The organism is Mycobacterium seoulense (assembly GCF_010731595.1).
GTDB lineage: Bacteria > Actinomycetota > Actinomycetes > Mycobacteriales > Mycobacteriaceae > Mycobacterium > Mycobacterium seoulense.
On sequence record NZ_AP022582.1, the window covers coordinates 606733 to 628161 of the forward strand.

General features: G+C 68.4%; 23 protein-coding genes. 10 read left to right on the top strand and 13 right to left on the bottom strand.

Annotation, left to right across the window (positions count from 1 at the left end):
* The first annotated feature begins 71 nt into the window (after positions 1 to 71).
* Both G6N37_RS03010 and G6N37_RS03015 read left to right on the top strand, forming a co-directional pair.
* Entirely contained in the window at positions 72 to 1232 is a 1161-nt protein-coding gene (locus G6N37_RS03010; RefSeq protein ID WP_163675702.1) for an acyl-CoA dehydrogenase family protein, read from the top strand.
* Between the two features lie 574 nt (positions 1233 to 1806).
* Positions 1807 to 4056 (top strand): LGFP repeat-containing protein, encoded by a 2250-nt coding sequence (locus G6N37_RS03015; protein ID WP_443677492.1) that lies wholly within the window; start codon positions 1807 to 1809, stop codon positions 4054 to 4056.
* Between the two features lie 24 nt (positions 4057 to 4080).
* Here G6N37_RS03015 and lexA read toward each other — a convergent pair whose 3' ends face one another.
* Complete coding sequence (lexA, locus tag G6N37_RS03020) at positions 4081 to 4779, bottom strand: transcriptional repressor LexA (protein WP_163675708.1); 699 nt, start codon at positions 4777 to 4779, stop codon at positions 4081 to 4083.
* 290 nt (positions 4780 to 5069) lie between these two features.
* Between lexA and G6N37_RS03025 the strand changes: the two genes are divergently transcribed.
* From G6N37_RS03025 to G6N37_RS03035, 3 genes are all read left to right on the top strand, one after another.
* On the top strand, positions 5070 to 5564 hold the full coding sequence (locus G6N37_RS03025; RefSeq protein ID WP_163675711.1) for a LysM peptidoglycan-binding domain-containing protein: 495 nt from the start codon (positions 5070 to 5072) through the stop codon (positions 5562 to 5564).
* Positions 5565 to 5673: 109 nt separating this feature from the next.
* Complete coding sequence (nrdR, locus tag G6N37_RS03030) at positions 5674 to 6138, top strand: transcriptional regulator NrdR (protein WP_046184812.1); 465 nt, start codon at positions 5674 to 5676, stop codon at positions 6136 to 6138.
* A gap of 38 nt (positions 6139 to 6176) precedes the next feature.
* A complete protein-coding gene (locus G6N37_RS03035; RefSeq protein ID WP_163675713.1) occupies positions 6177 to 6662 on the top strand; it encodes a peroxynitrite isomerase in 486 nt (161 codons plus the stop codon).
* A 28-nt stretch (positions 6663 to 6690) separates the two neighbouring features.
* On the opposite strand, the gene G6N37_RS03040 is transcribed toward G6N37_RS03035, so the two are convergent.
* From G6N37_RS03040 to G6N37_RS03050, 3 genes are read right to left on the bottom strand one after another with little or no spacing between them, the layout of a single operon-like run.
* The gene (locus tag G6N37_RS03040; protein ID WP_163675718.1) at positions 6691 to 7377 is read right to left on the bottom strand and encodes a PhzF family phenazine biosynthesis protein; all 687 of its coding nucleotides are present in this window, start codon (positions 7375 to 7377) and stop codon (positions 6691 to 6693) included.
* A 46-nt stretch (positions 7378 to 7423) separates the two neighbouring features.
* Complete coding sequence (locus G6N37_RS03045; RefSeq protein ID WP_163675721.1) at positions 7424 to 8455, bottom strand: alpha/beta fold hydrolase; 1032 nt, start codon at positions 8453 to 8455, stop codon at positions 7424 to 7426.
* 45 nt (positions 8456 to 8500) lie between these two features.
* Positions 8501 to 9469 carry a proteasome assembly chaperone family protein gene (locus tag G6N37_RS03050; protein ID WP_163675724.1) on the bottom strand — a complete coding sequence of 323 codons (969 nt, stop codon included), beginning with the start codon at positions 9467 to 9469 and terminating at the stop codon, positions 8501 to 8503.
* A 199-nt stretch (positions 9470 to 9668) separates the two neighbouring features.
* Here G6N37_RS03050 and G6N37_RS03055 point away from each other — a divergent pair, with 199 nt between their 5' ends.
* A complete protein-coding gene (locus G6N37_RS03055) occupies positions 9669 to 10508 on the top strand; it encodes a trypsin-like serine peptidase (RefSeq protein WP_163675727.1) in 840 nt (279 codons plus the stop codon).
* Here G6N37_RS03055 and sthA read toward each other — a convergent pair.
* Positions 10505 to 11920, bottom strand: a complete 1416-nt coding sequence (sthA, locus tag G6N37_RS03060) for a Si-specific NAD(P)(+) transhydrogenase (protein WP_163675730.1) — start codon at positions 11918 to 11920, stop codon at positions 10505 to 10507. The genes G6N37_RS03055 and sthA overlap by 4 nt on opposite strands.
* Before the next feature lie 110 nt (positions 11921 to 12030).
* On the opposite strand from sthA, the gene G6N37_RS03065 reads away from it, so the two are divergent.
* Entirely contained in the window at positions 12031 to 13089 is a 1059-nt protein-coding gene (locus G6N37_RS03065; protein WP_163675733.1) for a DUF4192 domain-containing protein, read from the top strand.
* 15 nt (positions 13090 to 13104) lie between these two features.
* Here G6N37_RS03065 and G6N37_RS03070 read toward each other — a convergent pair whose 3' ends face one another.
* From G6N37_RS03070 to G6N37_RS03080, 3 genes are all read right to left on the bottom strand, one after another.
* Positions 13105 to 13794: a metal-dependent transcriptional regulator gene (locus G6N37_RS03070; protein WP_083173738.1), complete on the bottom strand. Its 690-nt coding sequence runs from the start codon at positions 13792 to 13794 to the stop codon at positions 13105 to 13107.
* Positions 13795 to 13922: 128 nt separating this feature from the next.
* Positions 13923 to 14912 carry a sigma-70 family RNA polymerase sigma factor SigB gene (gene sigB / locus G6N37_RS03075; RefSeq protein WP_007171571.1) on the bottom strand — a complete coding sequence of 330 codons (990 nt, stop codon included), beginning with the start codon at positions 14910 to 14912 and terminating at the stop codon, positions 13923 to 13925.
* 135 nt (positions 14913 to 15047) lie between these two features.
* Positions 15048 to 15449 carry a DUF3099 domain-containing protein gene (locus tag G6N37_RS03080; RefSeq protein WP_163675736.1) on the bottom strand — a complete coding sequence of 134 codons (402 nt, stop codon included), beginning with the start codon at positions 15447 to 15449 and terminating at the stop codon, positions 15048 to 15050.
* 63 nt (positions 15450 to 15512) lie between these two features.
* Here G6N37_RS03080 and G6N37_RS03085 point away from each other — a divergent pair, with 63 nt between their 5' ends.
* The gene (locus G6N37_RS03085; protein ID WP_163675739.1) at positions 15513 to 15752 is read left to right on the top strand and encodes a DUF3039 domain-containing protein; all 240 of its coding nucleotides are present in this window, start codon (positions 15513 to 15515) and stop codon (positions 15750 to 15752) included.
* A gap of 19 nt (positions 15753 to 15771) precedes the next feature.
* On the opposite strand, the gene G6N37_RS03090 is transcribed toward G6N37_RS03085, so the two are convergent.
* Positions 15772 to 16743: a YihY/virulence factor BrkB family protein gene (locus G6N37_RS03090; RefSeq protein WP_163675754.1), complete on the bottom strand. Its 972-nt coding sequence runs from the start codon at positions 16741 to 16743 to the stop codon at positions 15772 to 15774.
* 64 nt (positions 16744 to 16807) lie between these two features.
* Positions 16808 to 16993 (bottom strand): DUF7455 domain-containing protein, encoded by a 186-nt coding sequence (locus tag G6N37_RS03095; RefSeq protein WP_083173743.1) that lies wholly within the window; start codon positions 16991 to 16993, stop codon positions 16808 to 16810.
* Between the two features lie 136 nt (positions 16994 to 17129).
* Between G6N37_RS03095 and G6N37_RS03100 the strand changes: the two genes are divergently transcribed.
* On the top strand, positions 17130 to 17495 hold the full coding sequence (locus G6N37_RS03100) for a DUF952 domain-containing protein (RefSeq protein ID WP_163675757.1): 366 nt from the start codon (positions 17130 to 17132) through the stop codon (positions 17493 to 17495).
* Here the strand turns inward: G6N37_RS03100 and G6N37_RS03105 are convergent.
* The 3 genes from G6N37_RS03105 to ppgK form a co-directional block, all read right to left on the bottom strand.
* A complete protein-coding gene (locus G6N37_RS03105; protein WP_163675760.1) occupies positions 17444 to 17857 on the bottom strand; it encodes a RidA family protein in 414 nt (137 codons plus the stop codon). The two genes, G6N37_RS03100 and G6N37_RS03105, sit on opposite strands and share 52 nt — an antisense overlap.
* 102 nt (positions 17858 to 17959) lie before the next feature.
* Positions 17960 to 19468, bottom strand: coding sequence for an RNA polymerase sigma factor (locus tag G6N37_RS03110; protein ID WP_163675765.1), 1509 nt, complete (start codon positions 19466 to 19468; stop codon positions 17960 to 17962).
* A 175-nt stretch (positions 19469 to 19643) separates the two neighbouring features.
* Positions 19644 to 20453, bottom strand: coding sequence for a polyphosphate--glucose phosphotransferase (ppgK, locus tag G6N37_RS03115; RefSeq protein WP_163675768.1), 810 nt, complete (start codon positions 20451 to 20453; stop codon positions 19644 to 19646).
* 103 nt (positions 20454 to 20556) lie between these two features.
* Between ppgK and G6N37_RS03120 the strand changes: the two genes are divergently transcribed.
* A complete protein-coding gene (locus G6N37_RS03120; protein WP_163675771.1) occupies positions 20557 to 21426 on the top strand; it encodes an inositol monophosphatase family protein in 870 nt (289 codons plus the stop codon).
* The last annotated feature ends 3 nt before the right edge of the window (positions 21427 to 21429 follow it).

Genomic DNA, 21429 nt, shown 5'->3' on the forward strand with positions numbered 1-21429 from the left:
CCGTCTGCCGACCAACCGTCTGGTTGGTATATGTTGGGCGACAGAGTTCCCAGTCGCCGGAGGTCATCCACATGGGCAGTGCCGTCAAGTACCAGCGCACGCTTTTCGAGCCGGAGCACGAGCTGTTCCGCGAGTCCTACCGGGCCTTCCTCGATCGTCATGTCGCGCCCCACCACGACGAGTGGGAGAAGGCCAAGATCGTCGACCGGGGCGTGTGGCTCGAAGCCGGCAAGCAGGGCTTCCTCGGCATGGCGGTGCCCGAGGAATACGGCGGCGGCGGCAACCCCGACTTCCGGTACAACACGATCATCACCGAGGAGACCACCGCCGGTCGCTACAGCGGCATCGGCTTCGGCCTGCACAACGACATCGTGGCGCCGTACCTGCTGGCCCTGGCGACCGAGGAGCAGAAGCAGCGCTGGCTGCCGAAGTTCTGCACCGGCGAGCTCATCACCGCGATCGCGATGACCGAACCCGGAACCGGCAGCGACCTGCAGGGCATCAAGACCCGCGCGGTCAAGCAGGGTGACCACTACGTGCTCAACGGCGCAAAGACGTTCATCACCAACGGAATCAACGCCGACTTGGTGATCGTGGTCGCGCAGACCGATCCCGACAAAGGGGCGCAGGGCTTTTCATTGATCGTCGTCGAACGCGGCATGGAGGGCTTCGAACGCGGCCGCCACTTGGACAAGATCGGGCTGGACGCACAGGACACCGCCGAGTTGTCGTTCACCGACGTCAAGGTGCCCGCCGAAAACCTGCTGGGGCAGGAGGGCATGGGGTTCATCTACCTGATGCAGAACCTGCCGCAGGAACGGATCTCGATCGCCATCATGGCGGCCGCGGCGATGGAGCACGTGCTCGAGCAGACGCTGCAATACACCAAGGAGCGCAAGGCATTTAACAAGCCGATCGGCAGCTTCCAGAACAGCCGCTTCGTGCTTGCCGAGCTGGCGACCGAGGCCACCGTGGTGCGCATGATGGTCGACGAGTTCATCCGGCTGCACCTGGACAAGAAGCTGACCGCCGAACAAGCGGCGATGGCCAAGTGGTACTCCACCGAAAAGCAGGTACACCTGATCGACCGGTGCCTGCAGCTGCACGGCGGTTACGGCTACATGCGCGAATACCCCGTTGCCCGTGCCTATCTGGACGCGCGGGTGCAGACCATCTACGGCGGCACCACCGAGATCATGAAAGAGATCATCGGCCGCAGCCTGGGGGTCTAGCCCTAACACCGTTGGTCGGCAACGCCATCGGCCGGCCAATTCGCAACGGTTACGGCAAACCGGATCGGTGCCCGCGACGCGGCCCGTTTTCCCGGGTAGATCGTGGCAAAGTTAATGGCCTCACGTACCGTCGGCACATGTGTTTCGGGTACGTCGCCCGGGTAATGACAGACCGTCGAGCCGAAAAGCACGACGCCGCGGGGCACCTGGTGAAGTTCGGTGCCGCCCGCGGGCGCCCGATCGTCACGCAGGACGGCGGCCGTTCCTTATTGCACACGCGGTGGTCGGCCGCGGATTACGGCGCGATTTCCCGATCATCGGGCGAGCGACGGCGGGGTTGGCCGCGATTTGAGCGTGGCTCGGCATCATTTCGACATCGGCGTGGTATCCGTTTTTGTAATATTCGTGATCTGACTTCGCATTTTTCGTTGGCTGGAGCAAAGTTATGCGAGCCCGGCAAAAATGCGGTTCGGAACGGGGTTGTTTCCCCGCGGTCGTACCGCGGCTCGCTCGCCGGCTGTGCAGGCGCGGGCGTAGCCGCTGATAGGGGAATAGCCGTCGGCTGGGAGGCTTGGTGAACGGGCAGAGAGGTCACATGCGCAGGCTGGTCGGGAGCGCGCTGGTCAGCTTGACCGCCGCAGCAATTGCCGCCGCCTTGCTGGCGCCCCCCGCGGCGGCGTCGCCCATCGGCGACGCCGAGGCGGCCATGATGGCGGCGTGGGAGAAGGCCGGCGGTGACGGTTCGCCTCTGGGCGCCCGCAAGGGCGACGTGTACCCGGCCGGCGACGGTTTCGCGCTCGACTTCGACGGCGGCAAGATGTTCTTCACCCCGGCGACCGGTGCCAAATTCGTCTACGGGCCCATCCTGGACAAATACGAGATGCTGGGCGGCCCCGCCGGCAGCGATCTGGGGTTCCCGGCCATCAACGAAGTGCCCGGCCTGGCCGGACCCGACAGCCGGGTGGCCACCTTCTCGGCGAGCGACAAGCCGGTGATCTTCTGGACGCCCGACCACGGGGCGTTCGTCGTGCGCGGCGCGATCAACGCCGCCTGGGACAAGCTCGGCAGTTCGGGCGGCGTGCTCGGGGTCCCGGTCGGCGACGAAACGTACAACGGCGAGGTCTCCGCCCAGAAGTTCAGCGGCGGTCAGGTCTCGTGGAACAGGCAGACGAAGCAGTTCACCACCGAGCCCCCGGCTTTGGCCGACCAACTGAAGGGCCTGCAGGTCGCGATCGACCCCACCGCGGCCATCAACATGGCGTGGCGAGCGGCCGGCGGCCCCAATGGGCCGTTGGGGGTCAAGAAGGGCGCGCAATATCCGATCGGCGGCGACGGGATCGCCCAGGACTTCGCCAACGGAAAGGTGTACTTCAGCCCGGCCACCGGCGCCAACGCCGTCGAAAGCAACATCCTGGCCAAGTACGAGTCGCTGGGCGGACCCGCCGGCAGCGACCTGGGTTTCCCCACCGCCACCGAGTCCGACGGCGGCATCCCGTCCAGCCGCGTCGTCACCTTCTCCGGCGCCGACAAGCCGGTGATCTTCTGGACTTCGGAGCACGGCGCGTTCGTGGTGCGCGGGGCCATGAAGGCGGCGTGGGACAAGCTCCGCGGGCCGGCCGGCAAGCTGGGCGCTCCCGTCGGCGACCAGGCCGTCGACGGCGACGTCGTCTCCCAGCAGTTCGCCGGCGGCAAGATCTCCTGGAACCGGGCGAAGAACACGTTCAGCACGGAGCCGGCCAACCTCGCGCCGCTGCTCTCCGGCCTGCAGGTGTCGGGCCAGAACCAGCCGAGCAATTCGGCGACGCCCGCCCATCCCAAGAAGTTCACGTGGCAGTCGTGGTGGCTGCTGGCCGTCATTCCGGTGGTCGTGCTGATCGTCCTGGCGGGGCTGCTGGCCTTCGGATGGCGTCGGCGTCGTGCCGCGCAGGAGGGTGCCGGCTACGAGCCGCACCCCGACCTCGCCGGCGGCTACGACGCCGTGGGCGACCAGCATTGGGGGCACGAGGACGTCACCACCGAACAGTTCGGCCACCAGCCGGGAGCCCCCGAAGCCGAGGCCGCCGGGCGGGTCAGCTGGCGGCGCGGCGGCGCGGACGAGGGTCCATTCGCGGGCGAGCAGGAGGACCCCGACGCGGTGGACACCGACTCCTTCTCCGTCGTCACGCCTGCGGACCTGTCGGAGGCCGGCTACCCCGAAACCGAAGCCGAATACGGCGAAGCCGAATACGGCGAAGCCGAATACGCCGAACCTGAACGCGGCGAAGCCGAATACGGCGAGTCCGAATACGCCGATGCGAATTACGCCGACGCCGACTATGCCGGCGCCGAGTACGCCGGCGATGAGCATGAGCCCGCCTACCGCGACACCGACCACGCCGACGACGAATACCTGGAGGCCGAGGAAGTCGCGGTGCCGCACGCGCCCGCGGACGCCGGATTCGACGGCGGTGCAGCCGATGCCGCCCCACCCGAGGCCGAGTACCCGGACGTCGCGGTACCGCACGTCCCCGCGGACATTGCCGAGGCCGAGGCCGCCGCTCCGGAGGCCGTCGCGCCGGCGGTCGTCGCATCCGAGCAGCGCGGCGGGCGGCACGCGGCCGCGGACGACGAAGACAGCGCGGGGGCCGGCCCGGCCGGGCGCCCGACCATCCACCTGCCGCTCGACGATCCCTACCAGGCGCCCGACGGATACCCGATCAAGGCGAGCGCCCGCTTCGGGCTGTACTACACGCCGGGCAGCGAGCTCTATCACGACACGCTCGCCGAAATCTGGCTGTCCAGTGAGGAAGTGGCGCAGGCCAACGGCTTCGTCAAGGCGGACTGAGCCGGGCGGAACCGCGCGACGGGGCTAGACCTTGCGGATCACCGTGACGACCTTGCCGAGCACGGTCGCGTCATTGCCGGGAATGGGGTCGAACGCGGGGTTGTGCGGCATCAGCCACACCTGACCGCCCGCCCGCTTGAACGTCTTCACGGTGGCTTCCCCGTCGATCATGGCCGCGACGATGTCGCCGTTGTCGGCGACGTTCTGCTGTCGCACCACCACCCAGTCGCCGTCGCAGATCGCCGCCTCGACCATGGAGTCGCCGACGACTTTGAGCAGGAACAGCGTGCCCTCGCCGACCAGCTCGCGCGGCAGCGGGAAAACGTCCTCGACGGCTTCCTCGGCGAGGATGGGGCCGCCGGCCGCGATGCGCCCCAGGACCGGGACGAATATCGGCTCCGGCAGGGCGTCCGACCCGGCGACATCGGTGGCCGGCGCCGCCGCGCCGTCATCGGCGCCGCGGACGTCGACCGCCCGTGGGCGGTTCGGGTCGCGACGCAGGTATCCCTTGCGTTCCAGCGTGCGCAGTTGATGAGCCACCGACGATGTCGACGTCAGGCCCACCGCGTCGCCGATCTCCCGGATGCTCGGCGGGTAGCCACGGCTGGTGACCGACGCGCGAATGACGTTCAAGATGGTGCGTTGCCGTTCGGTCAGTGATGAATCGACGGCGTGCAGTCGACCGCCCGCGCCGGCCGATGAGGTGTCGTTGCTGTCGCTCATGGCACTGAATGTAGCCCCACAGCGCCCAAGAATCAAACATGTGTTCGACTAGCGTGTCGCGGTGGCGGACGGGGGATGGAATCGCCCATCGACATCGTTAATCACAAAGGTGTAACTCTTCGGTGGATCGGGTATTTCAGCCGCATGTCAGCTCTGGCGGCCACGGACTTGTCGGTGGCGTGGTCTAGCGTTCGACTCGTGCGACACGCTTCGCTCACATGTTCGGATATCGAACACACGAGCGATACAGTCGAACAGCTGAGCGAATTTAGTTGACCGGAGGAACGCAGATGACAACCATCCACACGCTGGCGCCGCGCGCCGGCAGCCCCCGGCGTCCGGTCAACGGACCGGTCCAGGGCCTTGGCTACGGCCGGGACGTGCTGGCCCGCTCGCGCCGCCCCGTCCCCTCACGACCGGCCGGCGCGCCCATGCGCTACCACCGCACCGGCGTCGCGATGTCGGCCGCGCCCCACCGCAAGCGCCCCGTCACGGTGGCCACCACCGTCTGGCTGGCGCTGGCCGCCGGTGCGATCACCCTGTGGCTGGGCCTCGTCGGCAACGTCGGTCAGGTGCTCAACGGCGACTCCGGGAGTTCGGCCGCGCACGTGCCCGACCGGCTGGCCGTCGTGCGGGTCGAGGCGGGGGAGTCGCTGCAGGACGTCGCGCACCGGGTGGCGCCCGACGCGCCGGCCCGCCAGGTGGCCGACCGGATCCGCGAGCTCAACGACATGAACTCGCCGAGTGTGCTCGCCGGTCAGACCCTGATCGCCCCGGTCGGCTGACGACCGCCGTGCCGGACCGCTTACCGGCCGCGTATGCGCGGGCGGGTAACCGCACGGGTACGCTCGAAGTGCTGCGGTACCTGGTAGTCGGCACAGCGAAGGAGCGGTCATGCATTGCCCGTTCTGCCGTCATCCCGATTCCCGGGTGATCGACTCGAGGGAAACCGATGAGGGGCAGGCCATCCGGCGCCGCCGATCGTGCCCCGAGTGCGGACGGCGTTTCACCACCGTGGAGACCGCGGTGCTGGCCGTGGTCAAACGCAGCGGAGTCACCGAACCCTTCAGCAGGGAAAAGGTCATCAGCGGTGTCCGCCGGGCCTGCCAGGGCCGACAGGTGGACGACGATGCGCTGAACCTGCTCGCCCAACAGGTCGAGGACACCGTGCGCGCCGCGGGGTCCCCGGAGGTCGCGAGCCACGAGGTCGGCCTGGCCATCCTCGGTCCGCTGCGCGACCTCGACGAGGTGGCCTACCTGCGGTTCGCGTCGGTGTATCGCTCGTTCGAGTCCGCGGACGATTTCGAGCGCGAGATTCAGGCGTTGCGCGAACACCGCCAGGTCACCACCCCGAGCTGACGGCCCGGCCCACACCGTTCGGGCCTAGGCTCGTTTTCATGCCTATCGACTTGCATCCCGATCTCGCGGCCCTGGCACCACTCCTCGGGACCTGGGCCGGCCGGGGGTCGGGCGAGTACCCGACGATCCAGCCCTTCGACTATCTGGAAGAAGTGGTCTTCTCCCACGTCGGCAAGCCGTTTCTGGCGTACGCGCAAAAGACCAAGGCGCCGGCCGACGGCAAGCCGTTGCACGCAGAGACCGGGTACCTGCGCGTGCCGCAGCCCGGTCACGTCGAACTGGTCCTGGCCCATCCGAGCGGCATCACCGAGATCGAGGTGGGCACGTACTCGGTCACCGGCGCCCTGATCGAAATCGAGCTGTCCACAACCGAGGTCGGGCTGACCCCGACCGCCAAAGAGGTGACCGCGCTGGGCCGTTCATTCCGCATCGACGGCGACGAGCTCTCGTATTCGGTGCGGATGGGTGCGGTCGGGCAGCCGGTGCAGCACCACCTCGCCGCGGTGCTGCACCGGCAGGGCTGAGCCCGCGCGGGGGCGGCCGGCCCCGGGGTCAGTTCAGATGCCGCACACCGTCATTGACGACGCGCCCCGCCACCCCCACCCAGCCCTCCGCGTTCCAGGTGGTCTCGATGATCGATCCCTTGCCCTGGGTGACGTGGAGGTCGCGGCTGAGGTAGTCGGTGATGCGCATCGCGGCCGAGCCGGTCGCCTCGTCTTCCCGCACTCCGAGATTGGCGGCGAACATGCGGGTGCGCAGCGATCCGGCGGCCTGGTCGGTCCAGGCCCACAGGTAGTGCGCCGTGTCGTCGGGAAAGTCTCCCGGGTCGGCGGCGAGAAGCTCGTCGGCCGAAGCGAATTCGTGGAGGCCGACCTCGGGCGCCCACTCCGAGCGCGCGCTGATGCCGGTGCGCTCGGCGGCGTAGCTCACCTGCACGAGCCCGGCCGACACCTGCAGCGTGTTGATGGGCGTCCCGTTCTCCCGCAGCCACCACGCCGCGCCGACGGTGGGGTGTCCGGCGAACGCGATCTGGATCAGTGGGGTGTAGATGCTGGCGTGCGCCGTGGTTGACCCGGGGGCGGGAACGTCGACGAAAACCGTTTCGCTGTAGCCCAATTGCGTGGCCAGCCGTTGCCGGTCGGCGGGTCCGACCTGGCGGGCATCCACGACGCCGAGCGGATTGCCGAAATTCCCGTCCGGATCGGTGAACACCCGCAACACGGTGACGTCGATATCCATGGCCCGACTGTACGGCCCCGGCCGCGCCGGCACCGACCAAGGTGGTTCAGGTCGCGCTGCGTTCGTCGGAATCCATGGCGTTCAGCACGGCGACGCGGGTGGGGGCCGGCCCGGTGACGGCCTTCTCGCCGCCGCCGGTGCGCAACAACGCGCGCAGGGCGGCCTGATCGTATTCGGCGGGCGCGGTGCTGTCGATGAAGCGCTCGACCACGTCGATGAAGCGGGCCGGGTCGTCGTGGAAGGGGAAGTGGCCGGAGCCTTCGAAAATCTCCAGGCGGGAGCCGGGCATGGCGGCGTGGGCCATCCGCGCATGCCCTACCGGGACGACCGAGTCCTTGGCGCCCCAGACGATCTGCACGGGGATGGCCTCGGTCAAATAGCAGCGGTCCAGCATGGTGACGATCTGCCCGCGCCAGTCCACCACCGCCCGCAACGTGCGGCTGAAGGCGGCCGAGGCCGTCGGCTCCGGCAGGTCGTCGAGGATGCGCAGCATGTTGGGCAGGTCGCGGCCCAACCCCGTGCTGCCCAGCATCGTGCCCAGCACCCGCCCGAAGATCTGGACGGCCGGCAGCACCAGGGGCAGTCGCAGCAACGCGAGGGCCTCACTGCCCATCGGCAACGAGGCCCACCGCAACACGAAGTTCACGTCCTTGGTGACGCCCCCGGCGCCGACCAGGATCAGCCGCTCCACCAAATGCGGGAACTGGTAAGCGAATTGCATGGCGACCCCGCCGCCCAGCGAGTGCCCCACGATGGTCACCCGCTCGATGTCGAGGACGCTGAGCAGGTCGCGCATCCCGTTGGCGTAGGCGGCGACCGAGTAGTCGGCGCGCGGTTTGTCCGATCGTCCGTGGCCCAGCAGGTCGGGGGCGATGACGGTGAACCGCTGGGCGAGCTTGGCCTGCACGGTATTCCACGTCGTCGAGTTGTCACCGATGCCGTGTACCAGCAGGATCGCCGGCCCGTCACCGGCGATGCGGTAGGCCCGCTGGTAGCCATGAATGGTGCGGAACTCCAGCCGCGGGGCGGCGACCTCACGCACCGGGCGGAGAGTGCTCTTGCGCTTCCGCTCGCTCATGTCGCCAACCTTGGTCTCGGGCCGCGATGAGGCCGGGTGGAAAGGTCAGACCTGGTCGTCGTCGTCCCGCTTTTTCTCCGCCTGCTGGGCGAGGAATCGCTCGAACTCTGCGCCAAGCTCGTCGCCGCTAGGCAGGTCCTCGTCCCGAGTTAGTAACGACCTGTTCTCCTGAGCGTCGATGAAGGCATCGTACTGGCGCTCGAGCGCGGTCACCACTTGAGCAACCTCCGCGCTCGCCTCGACCTGCTCGTCGATCTTGGCCCGGATCACCGCCGCCGCTTCGGTCAACGCCGTCAGCGGCAACTCGAGCGACGCGATCTTGGCCACCTGCTCGAGCAGGGCCTCGGCGGCGGCCGGGTAGTCGGTCTGCGTCAGGTAGTGGGGGACATGCACGGTGTAGCCGACGACCTCGTGACCGTGCTGGGCCATCCGGTACTCCAGCAGATTGGACGCGCTGGCCGGGACCTGGATCTCGGAGATCCAGGGCGTGAACTCGGCGATCAGCTCGGCGTTGTTGGAGTGCGCCGTCATCGTGATGGGCCGCGTGTGCGGGACCGCCATCGGGACGGTGCCCAGGCCGATGGTCTGCCGCACGCCCAGACGCTCGGCCAGCAGGCGCACCGCGGTGATGAAGCGCTCCCACTTCAAATCCGGCTCCATGCCGGCGAGCAACAGAAACGGGGTTCCGATGGTGTCGCGCAACGCGTACAAGCTCAGTTCCGGCTCGTCATAGTTGGTGAAGTGATCGGTCTTGAACGTCATCAGCGGCCGCCGCGACCGGTAGTCCAGCAATTCGTCGATGGCGAAGGACGCGACCAGCTCGGTGTCCAGAGCCGCCTTCAGATGCGAAGAGGCCAGCCGGATCGCGTGACCGGCGTCGGAGAAACCCTCCAACGCGTGCACCAGCACCGGGCCTCGGCCATCCGACGTCGACAGCTGCGGCGCCGGCAGCTCGAGTTCGTACATGCCGGCCTGTCCCGGTTGGTAGTCCGGCTCCTGCGGGTCGTGTGCCATCGCCGATCGCCTCCTCTCGGGGGTTTCTCCAGGGTGCCCTACCAGTGTCCCCCGAATCAGTGGGCATCAATATCAAACAGCAATGTGAAGTTCGCGTTTAATCCAGGAGAGAACACGTCGGGGGTGGGCCAGTGCGAGTTGCCGGCAGGTCGGGCGAGGCGCGACGCGTTGAAGTCGGCCCGCCGCGCGGGTGTCAGGCATGATGAACGCGATGCGCGTACCGACCGTGATGCTGTGCCTGGTGGTCGCCGTGGCGACGTCAGTGACGTCATGCAAGCGGCCGCCGGGCGATCGTGCGGTGGCCCCGCCGGCGCCCCCGCCGCGGAGCAGCGCGCCCGTGCAACGGCTCGGTCAGCCCCAGCAAAAGGCGGTGGCGGGGCCGGTGGACCCCGACAAGCGCGTGGGCGCCATCTTCATCGACGGCGGGCCGCTGCACGTGTGCACGGGCTCGGTGGTGCATTCGACGGGCGGCAACCTCATGATGACCGCGGCGCACTGCCTGGCCGGGGCGTCCAAGATCACCTTCGTGCCCGGCTTCGCCGGCGACGCGCCGCCCGGCCCCGCCGACGTGTGGAAGGCCGACGCCGTCTACCTCGACCCCCGCTGGACCGCCAGCAAGGATCCCAACGCGGACTATGCGATCGCACGGCTGAGCAACGACGCCGGCGGTTCGGTCGAGTCGCGCGCCGGCCTGGCGCTGACCCTGGGCACCACCCCGCCGCCCGGCAGCCACGTCACCGTGATGGGGTATCCGGCCGGCGTCGGCGGCACACCCATCGGGTGTCAGGCCAGCACGTCGCTGACCGAGGCCGGGTTCCCGTCGTTCCCGTGCGAGGGGCTGGTGGACGGCACCAGCGGCGCGCCCTGGGTCAGCGGTACCACGCTCACCGGGGTGATCGGCGGTTTCGAGCGCGGTGGGTGCGCCGCGAACGTGTCGTATTCGGCCCCGTTCGACGCGCAGACGGCGCAGCTGCTGGCCCGCGCGGACGCCGGCGGTCCCGGCGACCCGATTCCGGGCGAACTCGACGACAGCTGTTAGCGGCGGAACTGGTTGAGCGCGCGCACCTTGTTCATCACGTCGAGCGCCGCCACCTTGTAGGCCTCGGAAAAAGTGGGGTAGTTGAACACCGCGTCCACCAGGTATTCGACCGTGCCGCCGCAGCCCATGACGGCCTGCCCGATGTGCACCATCTCGGTGGCGCTGGTGCCGAAGATGTGCACGCCCAGCAGCTTGAGATCCTCGGTGGACACCAGCAGCTTGAGCATCCCGTAGGAGTCGCCGGCGATCTGGCCGCGGGCCAGTTCCCGGTACCTGGCCACCCCCACCTCGTAGGGGATGGCGTTCTTGGTCAGCTCGACCTCGGTGGCCCCCACATAGGAGACCTCGGGAATGGAGTAGATGCCGATCGGCTGTAGCTCGGTGATGCCGTCGGTCGGCTCCCCGAACGCGTGGTAGGCCGCCAGCCGGCCCTGTTCCATCGAGGTGGCGGCCAGCGCGGGGAAGCCGATCACGTCGCCGACGGCGTAGATGTGCGGCACCTTGGTCTGGAAGAAGTCGTCGACGAAGATGCGACCGCGGTTGTCGGCCTCGAGCTCGGCGTTGTGCAGGTCCAGGTGGTCGGTCTGGCCCTGCCGCCCGGCGGAATACATCACCGTCTCCGCGGGAATTTGCTTGCCGCTGGCCAAGGTGGTGACGGTCCCCGCCGAGCCGACGTCGACCGCGGTCACCTCCTCGCCGAACCGGAACGTCACCGCCAGGTCGCGCAGATGGAATTTCAGCGCCTCGACGACCTCGGGGTCGCAGAAGTCGAGCATGTCGCTCCGCTTCTCAACGACGGTGACCTTCGTGCCCAGCGCGGCGAACATCGAGGCGTACTCGATGCCGATCACCCCCGCGCCGACCACCACCATCGACGCGGGCAGCGATTTGAGGTCGAGGATCCCGTCGGAGTCGAGCACCCGCTCCTCGTCGAACTCGACGCCGGACGGCCGCGCCGGCCGGGTGCCGGTCGCGATGACGATGTATTTGCCGCTGACGGTTAGCTTTTCGCGACGGGAGGGGTCTTCGACCTCGATGGTGTGCGGGTCGACGAACCGCCCGTGGCCCAGCAACAGGTCGATGCGGTTGCGCATCAGCTGGTTGCGCACCACGTCGACTTCCTTGCCGATCACGTGCTGGGTGCGCGCCAGCAGGTCGGCCGGGGTGATCTTCTCTTTGACGCGGTAGCTGGCGCCGTACAGTTCGCGCTGGCTCATCCCGGTCAGGTAAAGGACGGCCTCGCGCAACGTCTTTGACGGGATGGTGCCGGTCTGGACGCACACGCCGCCGAGCATCTGGCCACGTTCGACGATCGCCACGGACTTGCCGAGCTTGGCTGAGGCGATGGCTGCCTTCTGCCCGCCGGGGCCCGAACCGATGACCACCATGTCGTACTCTTGCGCCGAACTCATGGGCTAACAGTAGAGCAGCGGAACTCACAGTGCTGGGTTCATGCACAAGCGCGGGATTCGGCCCGTTCTGCGAGCGCCGGCTGACGGCGGGGACCGTCAGCGTGGTGCCCATGACGACGCATCGACCTGACTTCACACTGAACCGACCCGGCGCGCTGATCGCCGCGCTGCCGGCCGTTCTCGGCTTTGTTCCCGAAAATTCATTGGTATTGGTGTCTTTGGATGGCGGTGACCTCGGGGCGGTGATGCGGGTCGACCTCTCCGAGGAGCTCGCCGCCCGGGTCGGCCACCTCGCTGATGTCGCCGCCGCGGCCCGGCCCGACGCCGCCATCGCGGTGATCGTCGACGCGGACGGTGCGCACTGTCCCGGGTGCAACGACGAATACCGGCAGCTGTGTGACGCGCTGGCAAAGTCATTGTCGCGACACGACATCGAGCTGTGGGCCGCGCACGTGGTCGACCGCGTCGCGCTCGGCGGGCGCTGGCATTGTGTGGACGGCTGCGGTTCGAGCGGCCCGGTCGACGATCCCTCGGCGTCGCCGCTGGCGGCCGCGGCGGTGCTCGACGGCCGGCGGCTCTACGCCCGGCGCGCCGACCTGCAGGCCGTCATCGCGGTCGAGGACATCGCGCGGAGCGCCGGGCTGACCGCGGTGATCGACCGGCAGGCGACCAGGCGCCGGGCGGCCCACCGCGCGAACCCGGGCCGGTGCGCACGCAGCGACGTCAGGCACGCCCTGGCGGCGGCCATGCGGGTGGCCGCGGGCGAGGCGCTGTCGGAGACCCAGCTGGCGAAGCTGGCCTGCGCCCTGACCGACGCGCAGGTGCGCGACATCTTCTATGCCCTGGCGGTCGGCGAGAACGCCGGGGCGGCGGAGTCGTTGTGGGCGTTGCTGGCGCGCACCCTGCCCGCGCCCTGGCGGGCCGAGGCGCTGGCGCTGCTGGCGTTCAGCGCCTACGCCCGCGGCGACGGTCCGCTGGCCGGGGTATCGCTGGAGGCCGCGTTGCGCTGCGAGCCCGAGCACCGGATGGCGGGCATGCTGGACACGGCGTTGCAGTCGGGGCTGCGGCCCGAGGACATCCGGGAACTGGCGCTCACCGGCTACCGACTGGCCAAAGAGCTCGGTGTGCGGATACCGCCGCGACGGGCGTTCGGCCGCCGGGCATGTTGACCCGGCGCCGAGCGGTCAGACCTTCTCGACCTTGACGGCGTGCGCCATCTCGTGCGGCAGGGTGACGTTCTCGTGGCCCGGGATGACGATGGTGACCCCGGCCGGGCCGGTCTCGACCGTCACCCGGGCGTTGGGGACGACGCCGGCGTCCTTCAGGCGGGTGATCAGGTCGATGTCGCCCTGGACGTGCTCGGTCAGCTGGCGGACGACCACGGCCACCGGCGAGCCGGGCGGCAACTCGGTCAGCCGGACGAGGTTCGCGTCCTCGGCGCCGGATTCGGGGTCCACGCCCAGGTCCAGCAGCCCCGGGATCGGGTTGCCGAAGGGGGAGGTGGTCGGGTGGTTGAGCACCTTCACCAGCCGCCGCTCCACGTCCTCGCTCATCACGTGCTCCCACCGGCATGCCTCGGCGTGCACTTCCTCCCAGGGCACCCCGATGACGTCGACGAGCAGTCGTTCGGCAAGGCGATGCTTGCGCATCACGGCGATGGCCAGCGCCCGGCCCTTGTCGGTGAGCTCGAGGTGGCGGTCACCGGCGACGTGGAGCAGCCCGTCGCGCTCCATGCGGGACACGGTTTGGCTGACAGTCGGCCCGCTCTGGTCGAGGCGTTCGGCGATGCGCGCACGCAGCGGCGTGACGCCCTCTTCTTCGAGGTCGTAGATGGTCCGCAAGTACATCTCGGTGGTGTCAACCAGGTCGTTCATTCAGCACCTTCCATCGACGCCGAGTCTACTTGGCCAGCTGCGCGAATGGGTGCAACGCTTCCCCGACAAGCAGTATGCCCGCCGCGTCCGCGGCGGGCATACCGTCTTGCTACTAGTTTTTGGAAGCCTCAGCTTGCGTACGACCGTAGCCGGTCGGCGCGCTCGCCGTGGCGGAGTTTGGACATTACGTCCCGTTCGATTTGCCGGACCCGCTCACGCGAGAGGCCGAACAGCTTGCCGATCTGGTCCAGGGTGCGTGGCTGGCCGTCGTCCAGGCCGAAGCGCAGCCGGATCACCTGGTGCTCGCGCTCGTCGAGAGTGGCCAGCACGCTGCGGATGTCGGTGTGCAGCAGCTCGGCGATCACCGCGTTCTCGGCGGACATGGCCTCGGCATCCTCGATGAAATCGCCCAGCGGGGCTTCCTCTTCGGAGCCGACCGGCATGTCCAGGCTCACCGGGTCGCGGCTGTGCTCGAGCAGGTCGTTGATCTTCTCGACCGGGATGCCGGATTCGGCCGCCAGCTCCTCGTCGGTGGCCTCGCGCCCGAGGTTCTGGTGCATCTCCCGCTTGATCCGCGCCAGCTTGTTGACCTGCTCCACCAGGTGCACGGGCAGGCGGATGGTGCGGCTCTGGTCGGCCATGCCGCGGGTGATGGCCTGACGGATCCACCAGGTGGCATACGTGGAGAACTTGAAACCCTTTGTGTAGTCGAACTTCTCCATCGCGCGGATCAGCCCCAGGTTGCCCTCCTGGATCAGGTCCAGCAACGGCATCCCGCGACCCGTGTAGCGCTTGGCCAGCGACACCACCAGGCGAAGGTTCGCTTCCAGCAGGTGACGGCGCGCGGCCTGGCCGTCGCGCACCACGGCCTCGAGGTCGCGTCGGCGGTTCTCGCCGAGGCGCTTACGCGTTTCCAGCAGGTGCTCGGCGTAGAGCCCGGCCTCGATGCGCTTGGCCAGTTCAACTTCGCCCGCCGCGTTCAGCAGTGCCGTCTTACCGATGCCATTGAGATACACGCGCACGAGGTCCGCGGCGGGGCTTTGAGCATCCAGATCGCCATCAAATCTGCTCGTGCTGGCGTTCGCCATAGCGACCTCCCGTTCGGCTTGTACTGTCATTGAGTTCAACGACAGATCAGCCCTGAGAGTTCCCAGCCCCCGGCCATCTCACACGTCTTGACGTGCACAGATGTGCCGTCGACCTGAGAATGTCCTAAGAACTGTGACCCATTCCCGCCTTGGCGCTCGCGTCGGCTATGGAATGATGTCGCCGCCCGGGCCCGGGGGCCATCCCGGTTGCGGGTGAGGCGGCGCCTCGAGCGCCGGGCGCTCGGCCGTCGGGAACAACGGGGTGCGGCGGCGGGCGTCGTCGAACCGCCGGGGTTCGTCGGAACGGCGCGGCGGCCGGTCGTTGGCGATCAGCACGGCCATCCACGGCAGCGGGATCGATACGGCCACGATCGCCAGCGAGATCAGCCCGTTGTGCCACGTGCCGTACGCGATCGCGGCCAGGATGAGCGCCGGGATGCGGAACGCCATCAGTGTCAGGTATTTCCGCACGCGTGCGCGGTGCTGCTCCTCATAGGAGGGCTCGGCGGCGGTGATGAGGACTGGCCTGCCGTCGTCGTCGAATCCCAGCTGGGAATCGCGCTTCATTTCTCCACTGTCCCATACGGGACGGATTCCGGCAGGAGCGAGTCACGGGGCACAATGTGAGGCATGCAGACCCAGACGATCGAGCGCACCGAGACCGACGAACGCGTCGACGACGGGACCGGCAGCGATACGCCGAAGTACTTCCACTACGTCAAGAAGGACAAGATCGCCGAGAGCGCGGTCATGGGCAGCCACGTGGTGGCGTTGTGCGGGGAGGTCTTTCCCGTGACCAAGGCGGCCAAGCCCGGCTCGCCGGTCTGCCCGGACTGCAAGCGGATCTTCGACCGCATGAAGAAGGACTAGGCCGGCCGGGGGCCGGCCGTCACAGCGTCGCGTTGTCCGCGGGTGCCGGTTCCGGCGAGGGGCCAGCCGGGCGCTTCAACACGGGCACGCGGGCTTCCAGCCACTTGCGCAGGCGGTGGGCGTGCGTCTTGGGTGCCGGGAACTCCTCTTGGACCGCAGCGTTGAGTTCGGCGCCCAGCATGACCGCGAAGCCACCGAAGAAGGCGAACAACAGAAACGCGATCGGTGTGGCCAGCGCGCCGTAGGTGTAGCCGGTGCTGGTGATCCAGCGCAGGTAGATCCGCAGCCCCAGCGTGGCGATCAGGAAGACCGCCGTGGCCAGCGCGGCCCCGAAGATCAGCCGGTGCGTCGGCAGCGGTTCGGGCAGCGACACCCGGTACAGAATGACCACCCCGACCAGCAGTCCGAGGATCAGCGCGGGGTAATAGCCGTACTGCAGCACGTTGGCCAGGCCGTCCGGGATGTGCTCGCTCAACTTGCGCGGACCGACCACCAGCACCGGTGCGATCCCGACCACGAACACCAGCATCACCACGTAGAGGAACAGGGCGAAGAGCCGCTGCCGCACGGGATGCCGCAGGGGGGTCTGGTCGTGCGCCTCCACCACGGCATCGACGTAGGCCGAGATCGCCGACGATCCCGCCCACATCGAGATGAGGAAGCCGACCGACACCACCTCGCCGCGGGCATTGGCGGTGACGTCCCGGATGGTCGGCTCGATGATCTCGTTGACGACGCTGGGGGAGAAGAAGCTGCGGATCGCGGAGATGATGCTCTTCTCGATCGCCGTCAACGTGTCCGGGCCGAACAGCGGCGCCACGTAGGCCAGGCTGCCCAGCATCCCCAGCAGCAGCGGCGGTAGCGACAGCGCCGACCAGAAACCCGCCTGCGCCGACTCGGAAAAGATGGAATCATCCCAGCTTTTCGAGAGGGTCCTCAGAGTGAGTCGCCGGATGTGATGGCGAGACGGCTTTGCGACTTGATCGCTCATACCCGTCCAGCATTACCGAAGACTGCCCCGCGCGCCCACATTGCCGGCGGGTGAGTTCGGCGGACTAGCTTGCGCTGACCTCCAGGACGGCGGCAAGCTCGGTCAGCTTCGCCTCGTGCTCATTGGCGTGATGCTGGCAGAAGAGAAGCTCAGCTCCTGAAGGCAGCGTGGCACGGACTCGAGCGGCGGCACCGCAGCGGTCGCAGCGGTCCGCACGGGTTAGCTCGGGACTGGTCAGAGTTGCATTCATGGCTTCTCCGTTCTTGCTTTTATTCACTCTCTCAGACGTATGGGGTTTTTGCGTTGTTCCCCGATCGTTATCGGGTGTGTCGTTTCTCACGACCTGTAAATGTTTCGTTTCGTCGTGCTCTCTACAGTGATCACCCATGGCTTTCGCTCCTGACCTGCTGGTACATCTGTGCGGGCTCGACGAGTGGTCTCGTGCCCGCACCCGCGGCGAGATTCGCCCCGGCGCGTCCGGCGGCGGGCGGTTCATCCATCTGTCGACGCCCGGGCAGGTTCACCTGCCGGCCAACCGGCTCTATCGCGGCCGCGGTGACTTGGTCCTGCTGCACATCGACCCGGCCCGATTGGACTCCGAGGTGCGTTGGGAACCGGGAGTGGCAACGGATCCCGAGTCGATGCTGTTCCCGCACCTGTACGGCCCGCTGCCCACCGACGCTGTGATTCGGGTCACCGATTACCGCCCGGGGCCGGACGGCACGTTCTCGCCGGCGGGGGACTCCGCGTAGGCGTCGGCTTCGATCTCCACCAGGAACTCGGGTCCGATCAACGCGGACACCTCCACCATGGTCGCCGCGGGGCGGATGGGGCCGAAGACCTGCGCGTGCACCGCGGCGACCTCGCGCCAGCGGGAGATGTCGGTGACGAAAATCCGGGTGCGGACCACGTCGGTGAGCGCCGCACCCGCCTGGTGGAGCGCAATCTCGATGCGGTGCAAGGCATCCCGGGTCTGGGCCGCGATATCACCGGCCGGCCCGGCGCCGGTCGTTCCGGCCACCCACACGTGCGGGCCAACCCGGACCGCGCGCGAATAGCCGACGGCCGTTTCGAACTCGGAGTCGGAGGAGACCACCCTGCGGCTGACTGACATGCGCTCACCGTACGACGGCGCCGCCGCCGGCGCGACGGATTTTTGGTGGAGAATGAAAGTCATTGGGCGCCAACAAGTCCGGTGAGGACCGTCGGCTGGTTACTAGTCGAGGTAGTCGCGCAGGACCTGGGAACGGCTGGGGTGGCGCAACTTTGACATCGTCTTGGATTCGATCTGCCGGATGCGCTCGCGGGTGACGCCGTAGACCTGGCCGATCTCGTCGAGGGTGCGGGGCTGGCCGTCGGTGAGGCCGAAGCGCAGCCGTACCACGCCCGCCTCGCGCTCGGAGAGGGTCTCCAGCACCGACTGCAACTGGTCCTGCAGCAGGGTGAACGACACCGCGTCGACGGCCACCACGGCCTCGCTGTCCTCGATGAAGTCACCCAGCTGGCTGTCGCCCTCGTCGCCGATGGTCTGGTCCAGCGAGATCGGCTCGCGCGCGTATTGCTGGATCTCCAGCACCTTTTCGGGCGTGATGTCCATTTCCTTGGCCAGCTCTTCGGGCGTGGGCTCGCGGCCCAGGTCCTGCAGCAGCTCGCGCTGGATGCGGCCCAGCTTGTTGATCACCTCGACCATGTGCACCGGGATGCGGATGGTGCGGGCCTGGTCGGCCATCGCGCGGGTGATGGCCTGACGGATCCACCACGTCGCGTAGGTGGAGAACTTGTAGCCCTTGGTGTAGTCGAACTTCTCGACCGCGCGGATCAGGCCCAGGTTTCCTTCCTGGATGAGGTCGAGGAAGGCCATGCCGCGACCGGTGTACCGCTTGGCCAGCGACACCACGAGGCGCAGGTTGGCTTCCAACAGATGATTTTTCGCGCGATCGCCGTCACGGCAGATCCACATCATGTCGCGGCGCTGGGCGGCGGGCAGTTTGTCGCCGCGCTCGGCCATCTCGGCCATCAGCTGCGTCGCGTACAGGCCGGCCTCGATCCGCTTGGCCAGCTCGACCTCTTCCTCGGCGTTGAGCAGCGCCACCTTGCCGATCTGCTTGAGGTAGGCGCGAACCGAGTCCGCCGAGGCGGTGAGCTCGGCGTCCTTACGCGCCTGGCGCAGCGCCTCGGACTCGTCCTCGTCCCAGACGAAATCGCCCGAGGCCTTGTCCTTTTCGGAGGGCTCGGCGATCTCCTCGTCCTCGTCCGCGGGAGCCGCGCCGGCCGCGGCGGCCGGGACGGCCGCCTCTTCCTCGCTGTCGTCGGAGTCGGCCGGCTCGACGTCGGCGTCCTCGCCGTCGGCCGCGACATCCTCTTCCAGGTCGTCGAGGCTCAGGTCGGCGGCGTCGATCTCGAGGTCTTCGCCGGGCTCGGCGTCGAGCTCCGCGTCATCGAGGTCTTCGACGACCTCGAGGTCTACCTCGGGGTCCGCCGGTCCGGCCTTGGCCGCCTTGGTCCCGCGGCCCGGCGCGGCCTTGGCGGCGCGGGCCTTCTTCGGCTCGGCAACGGCGTCGCCCTCGGGCTTGGGGGTCCGCGCCGGCGCCTTGGCGGCGCGCTTCGCGGGGGCTGACCCATTAGCGGCCTTGGCCGCCGGGCGCTTGGCGGGGGAGGACGGAGACTTGGTGGCGGTCCGTTTCACCGGCGCATCGGTTGCCGGGCTGGCCTTGGTCGGTGCCACTTACACCCCTTCGTTTGGGCTCACCTTCGGTGGGTATTGGGCATGGTTAACCGAAAGTGTCTGCTATGTCGATGTCGGCGTTGGATCAGCGTGGGTATGTGCACGCTATCGTTCGGGCGGTCGCCGTTGACCATTGTAACGACAGTGAGCGGTCGAACGGCTCTGCCGGGGAAAATCAGTGCGTCACGTCGGAGGTCGAGGCCATCGCCGCGCCGACTATTCCGGCGGTGTTGAGCAGGGCCGCAGCCACCACGGGGGTGCGGTTCTCGAGCAGCGGCAGCCACTTGTCGGCCTTGCGGCTGATGCCGCCCCCGGCGATGAACAGGTCCGGCCACACCGCGTTCTCGATGGCCACCAGCACCCGGGTGACCTGCGTGGCCCACTTCTCGTAGCTCCAGTTGTTCTTCTCTTTGACCGACGACGCCGCCCGCTGTTCGGCTTCCTTGCCGCCGACCTCGAGATGGCCGAACTCGGTGTTGGGTATCAGCGTGCCGTTGTGAATGACCGCCGAGCCGATTCCGGTGCCGAACGTCAGCAACACGACCAGGCCGGACTGGTTTTTGCCCGCCCCGTAGTGCTCCTCGGCCAGCCCGGCGGCGTCGGCGTCGTTGAGCACCGTGACGTCCTGCCCGCCCAGCTCGGCGCTGATGATGTCCCGCGCGTTGGTGCCGATCCACGACTTGTCGACGTTGGCCGCCGTCTGCACGACGCCGTGCGTGACGACACCGGGGTAGGTCACCCCGAGCGGACCGGTCCAGCCGAACGCGTTGACCACCTCGGCGATGGTCTTGGCCACGGCCGCCGGCGTCGCCGGCTGCGGGGTCAGCAGCTTGACCCGCTCACCGATCAACTGCCCGGTGTCCATGTCGACGATGCCGCCCTTGATGCCGCTGCCGCCGACGTCGATGCCGAATCCCCGACGCTGTGGTGTGCCGACGGCGGCGCCGGTGCCGGGCGTATCCGTGGTCGAGTCGGTGCTGGTCATCGAAGCTCCTGAGCGTGACTTGGGCTGTGCGCCCACCTTAGCCCGGCGCCCGTGCGGCGACGGCGTATCTGCGGGGCCGTGGCGCCTGTGATGCGATAGACCGGTGACCCGAGCAGATGACGAGCCCGCCCGGCTGCGCGCGGTGGCCGAGACGCTGGCCACGGAAGCCGCCGCCTTCGTGCGGCGTCGCCGGGTGGAGGTGTTCGGCGAAGCCGCGGCGGGTGACGGCAACGGCGCGGTGCGGTCCAAGACCACCCCCACCGATCCGGTGACCGTCGTCGACACGGAGACGGAACGCCTGCTGCGGGACCGGCTGGCCCAATTACGGCCCGGGGACCCGATTCTCGGCGAGGAGGGCGGCGGGCCGGCCGATCCGGCGGGCACGCCGGCGGGCGCCGTCACCTGGGTGCTCGATCCCATCGACGGCACGGTGAACTTCGTCTACGGCATTCCGGCCTACGCGGTCTCGGTCGGTGCGCAAGTGGACGGCGTATCGGTGGCCGGCGCGGTCGCCGACGTCGTGGGTGACCGGGTGTACTCGGCGGCGACCGGCATGGGCGCGCACGTCATCGACGGGGACGGGGTAAGACCGTTGCGGTGCGCCACCGTGGACGACCTGTCGATGGCGTTGCTGGGCACCGGCTTCGGTTACTCACGGCAGCGCCGGGCGACGCAGGCGGCGTTGTTGGCGCGGCTGCTGCCCGTGGTCCGCGACGTTCGTCGTATCGGTTCGGCTGCGCTGGATTTGTGCATGGTCGCGGCGGGCCGGCTCGACGCGTATTACGAGCACGGCCTGCAGCCGTGGGATTGCGCCGCCGGTGCGCTGATCGCGGCCGAGGCGGGGGCGCGGGTGTCCTTGCCGCCGTTCGACATCGACGGCGCCGGGCTGGTGCTGGCCGCCGCGCCGGGAATTGCCGACGAGTTGCTGGCCGCCCTCGACGAGATCGACGGCCTGGACCCGATTCTCGATTGAGCC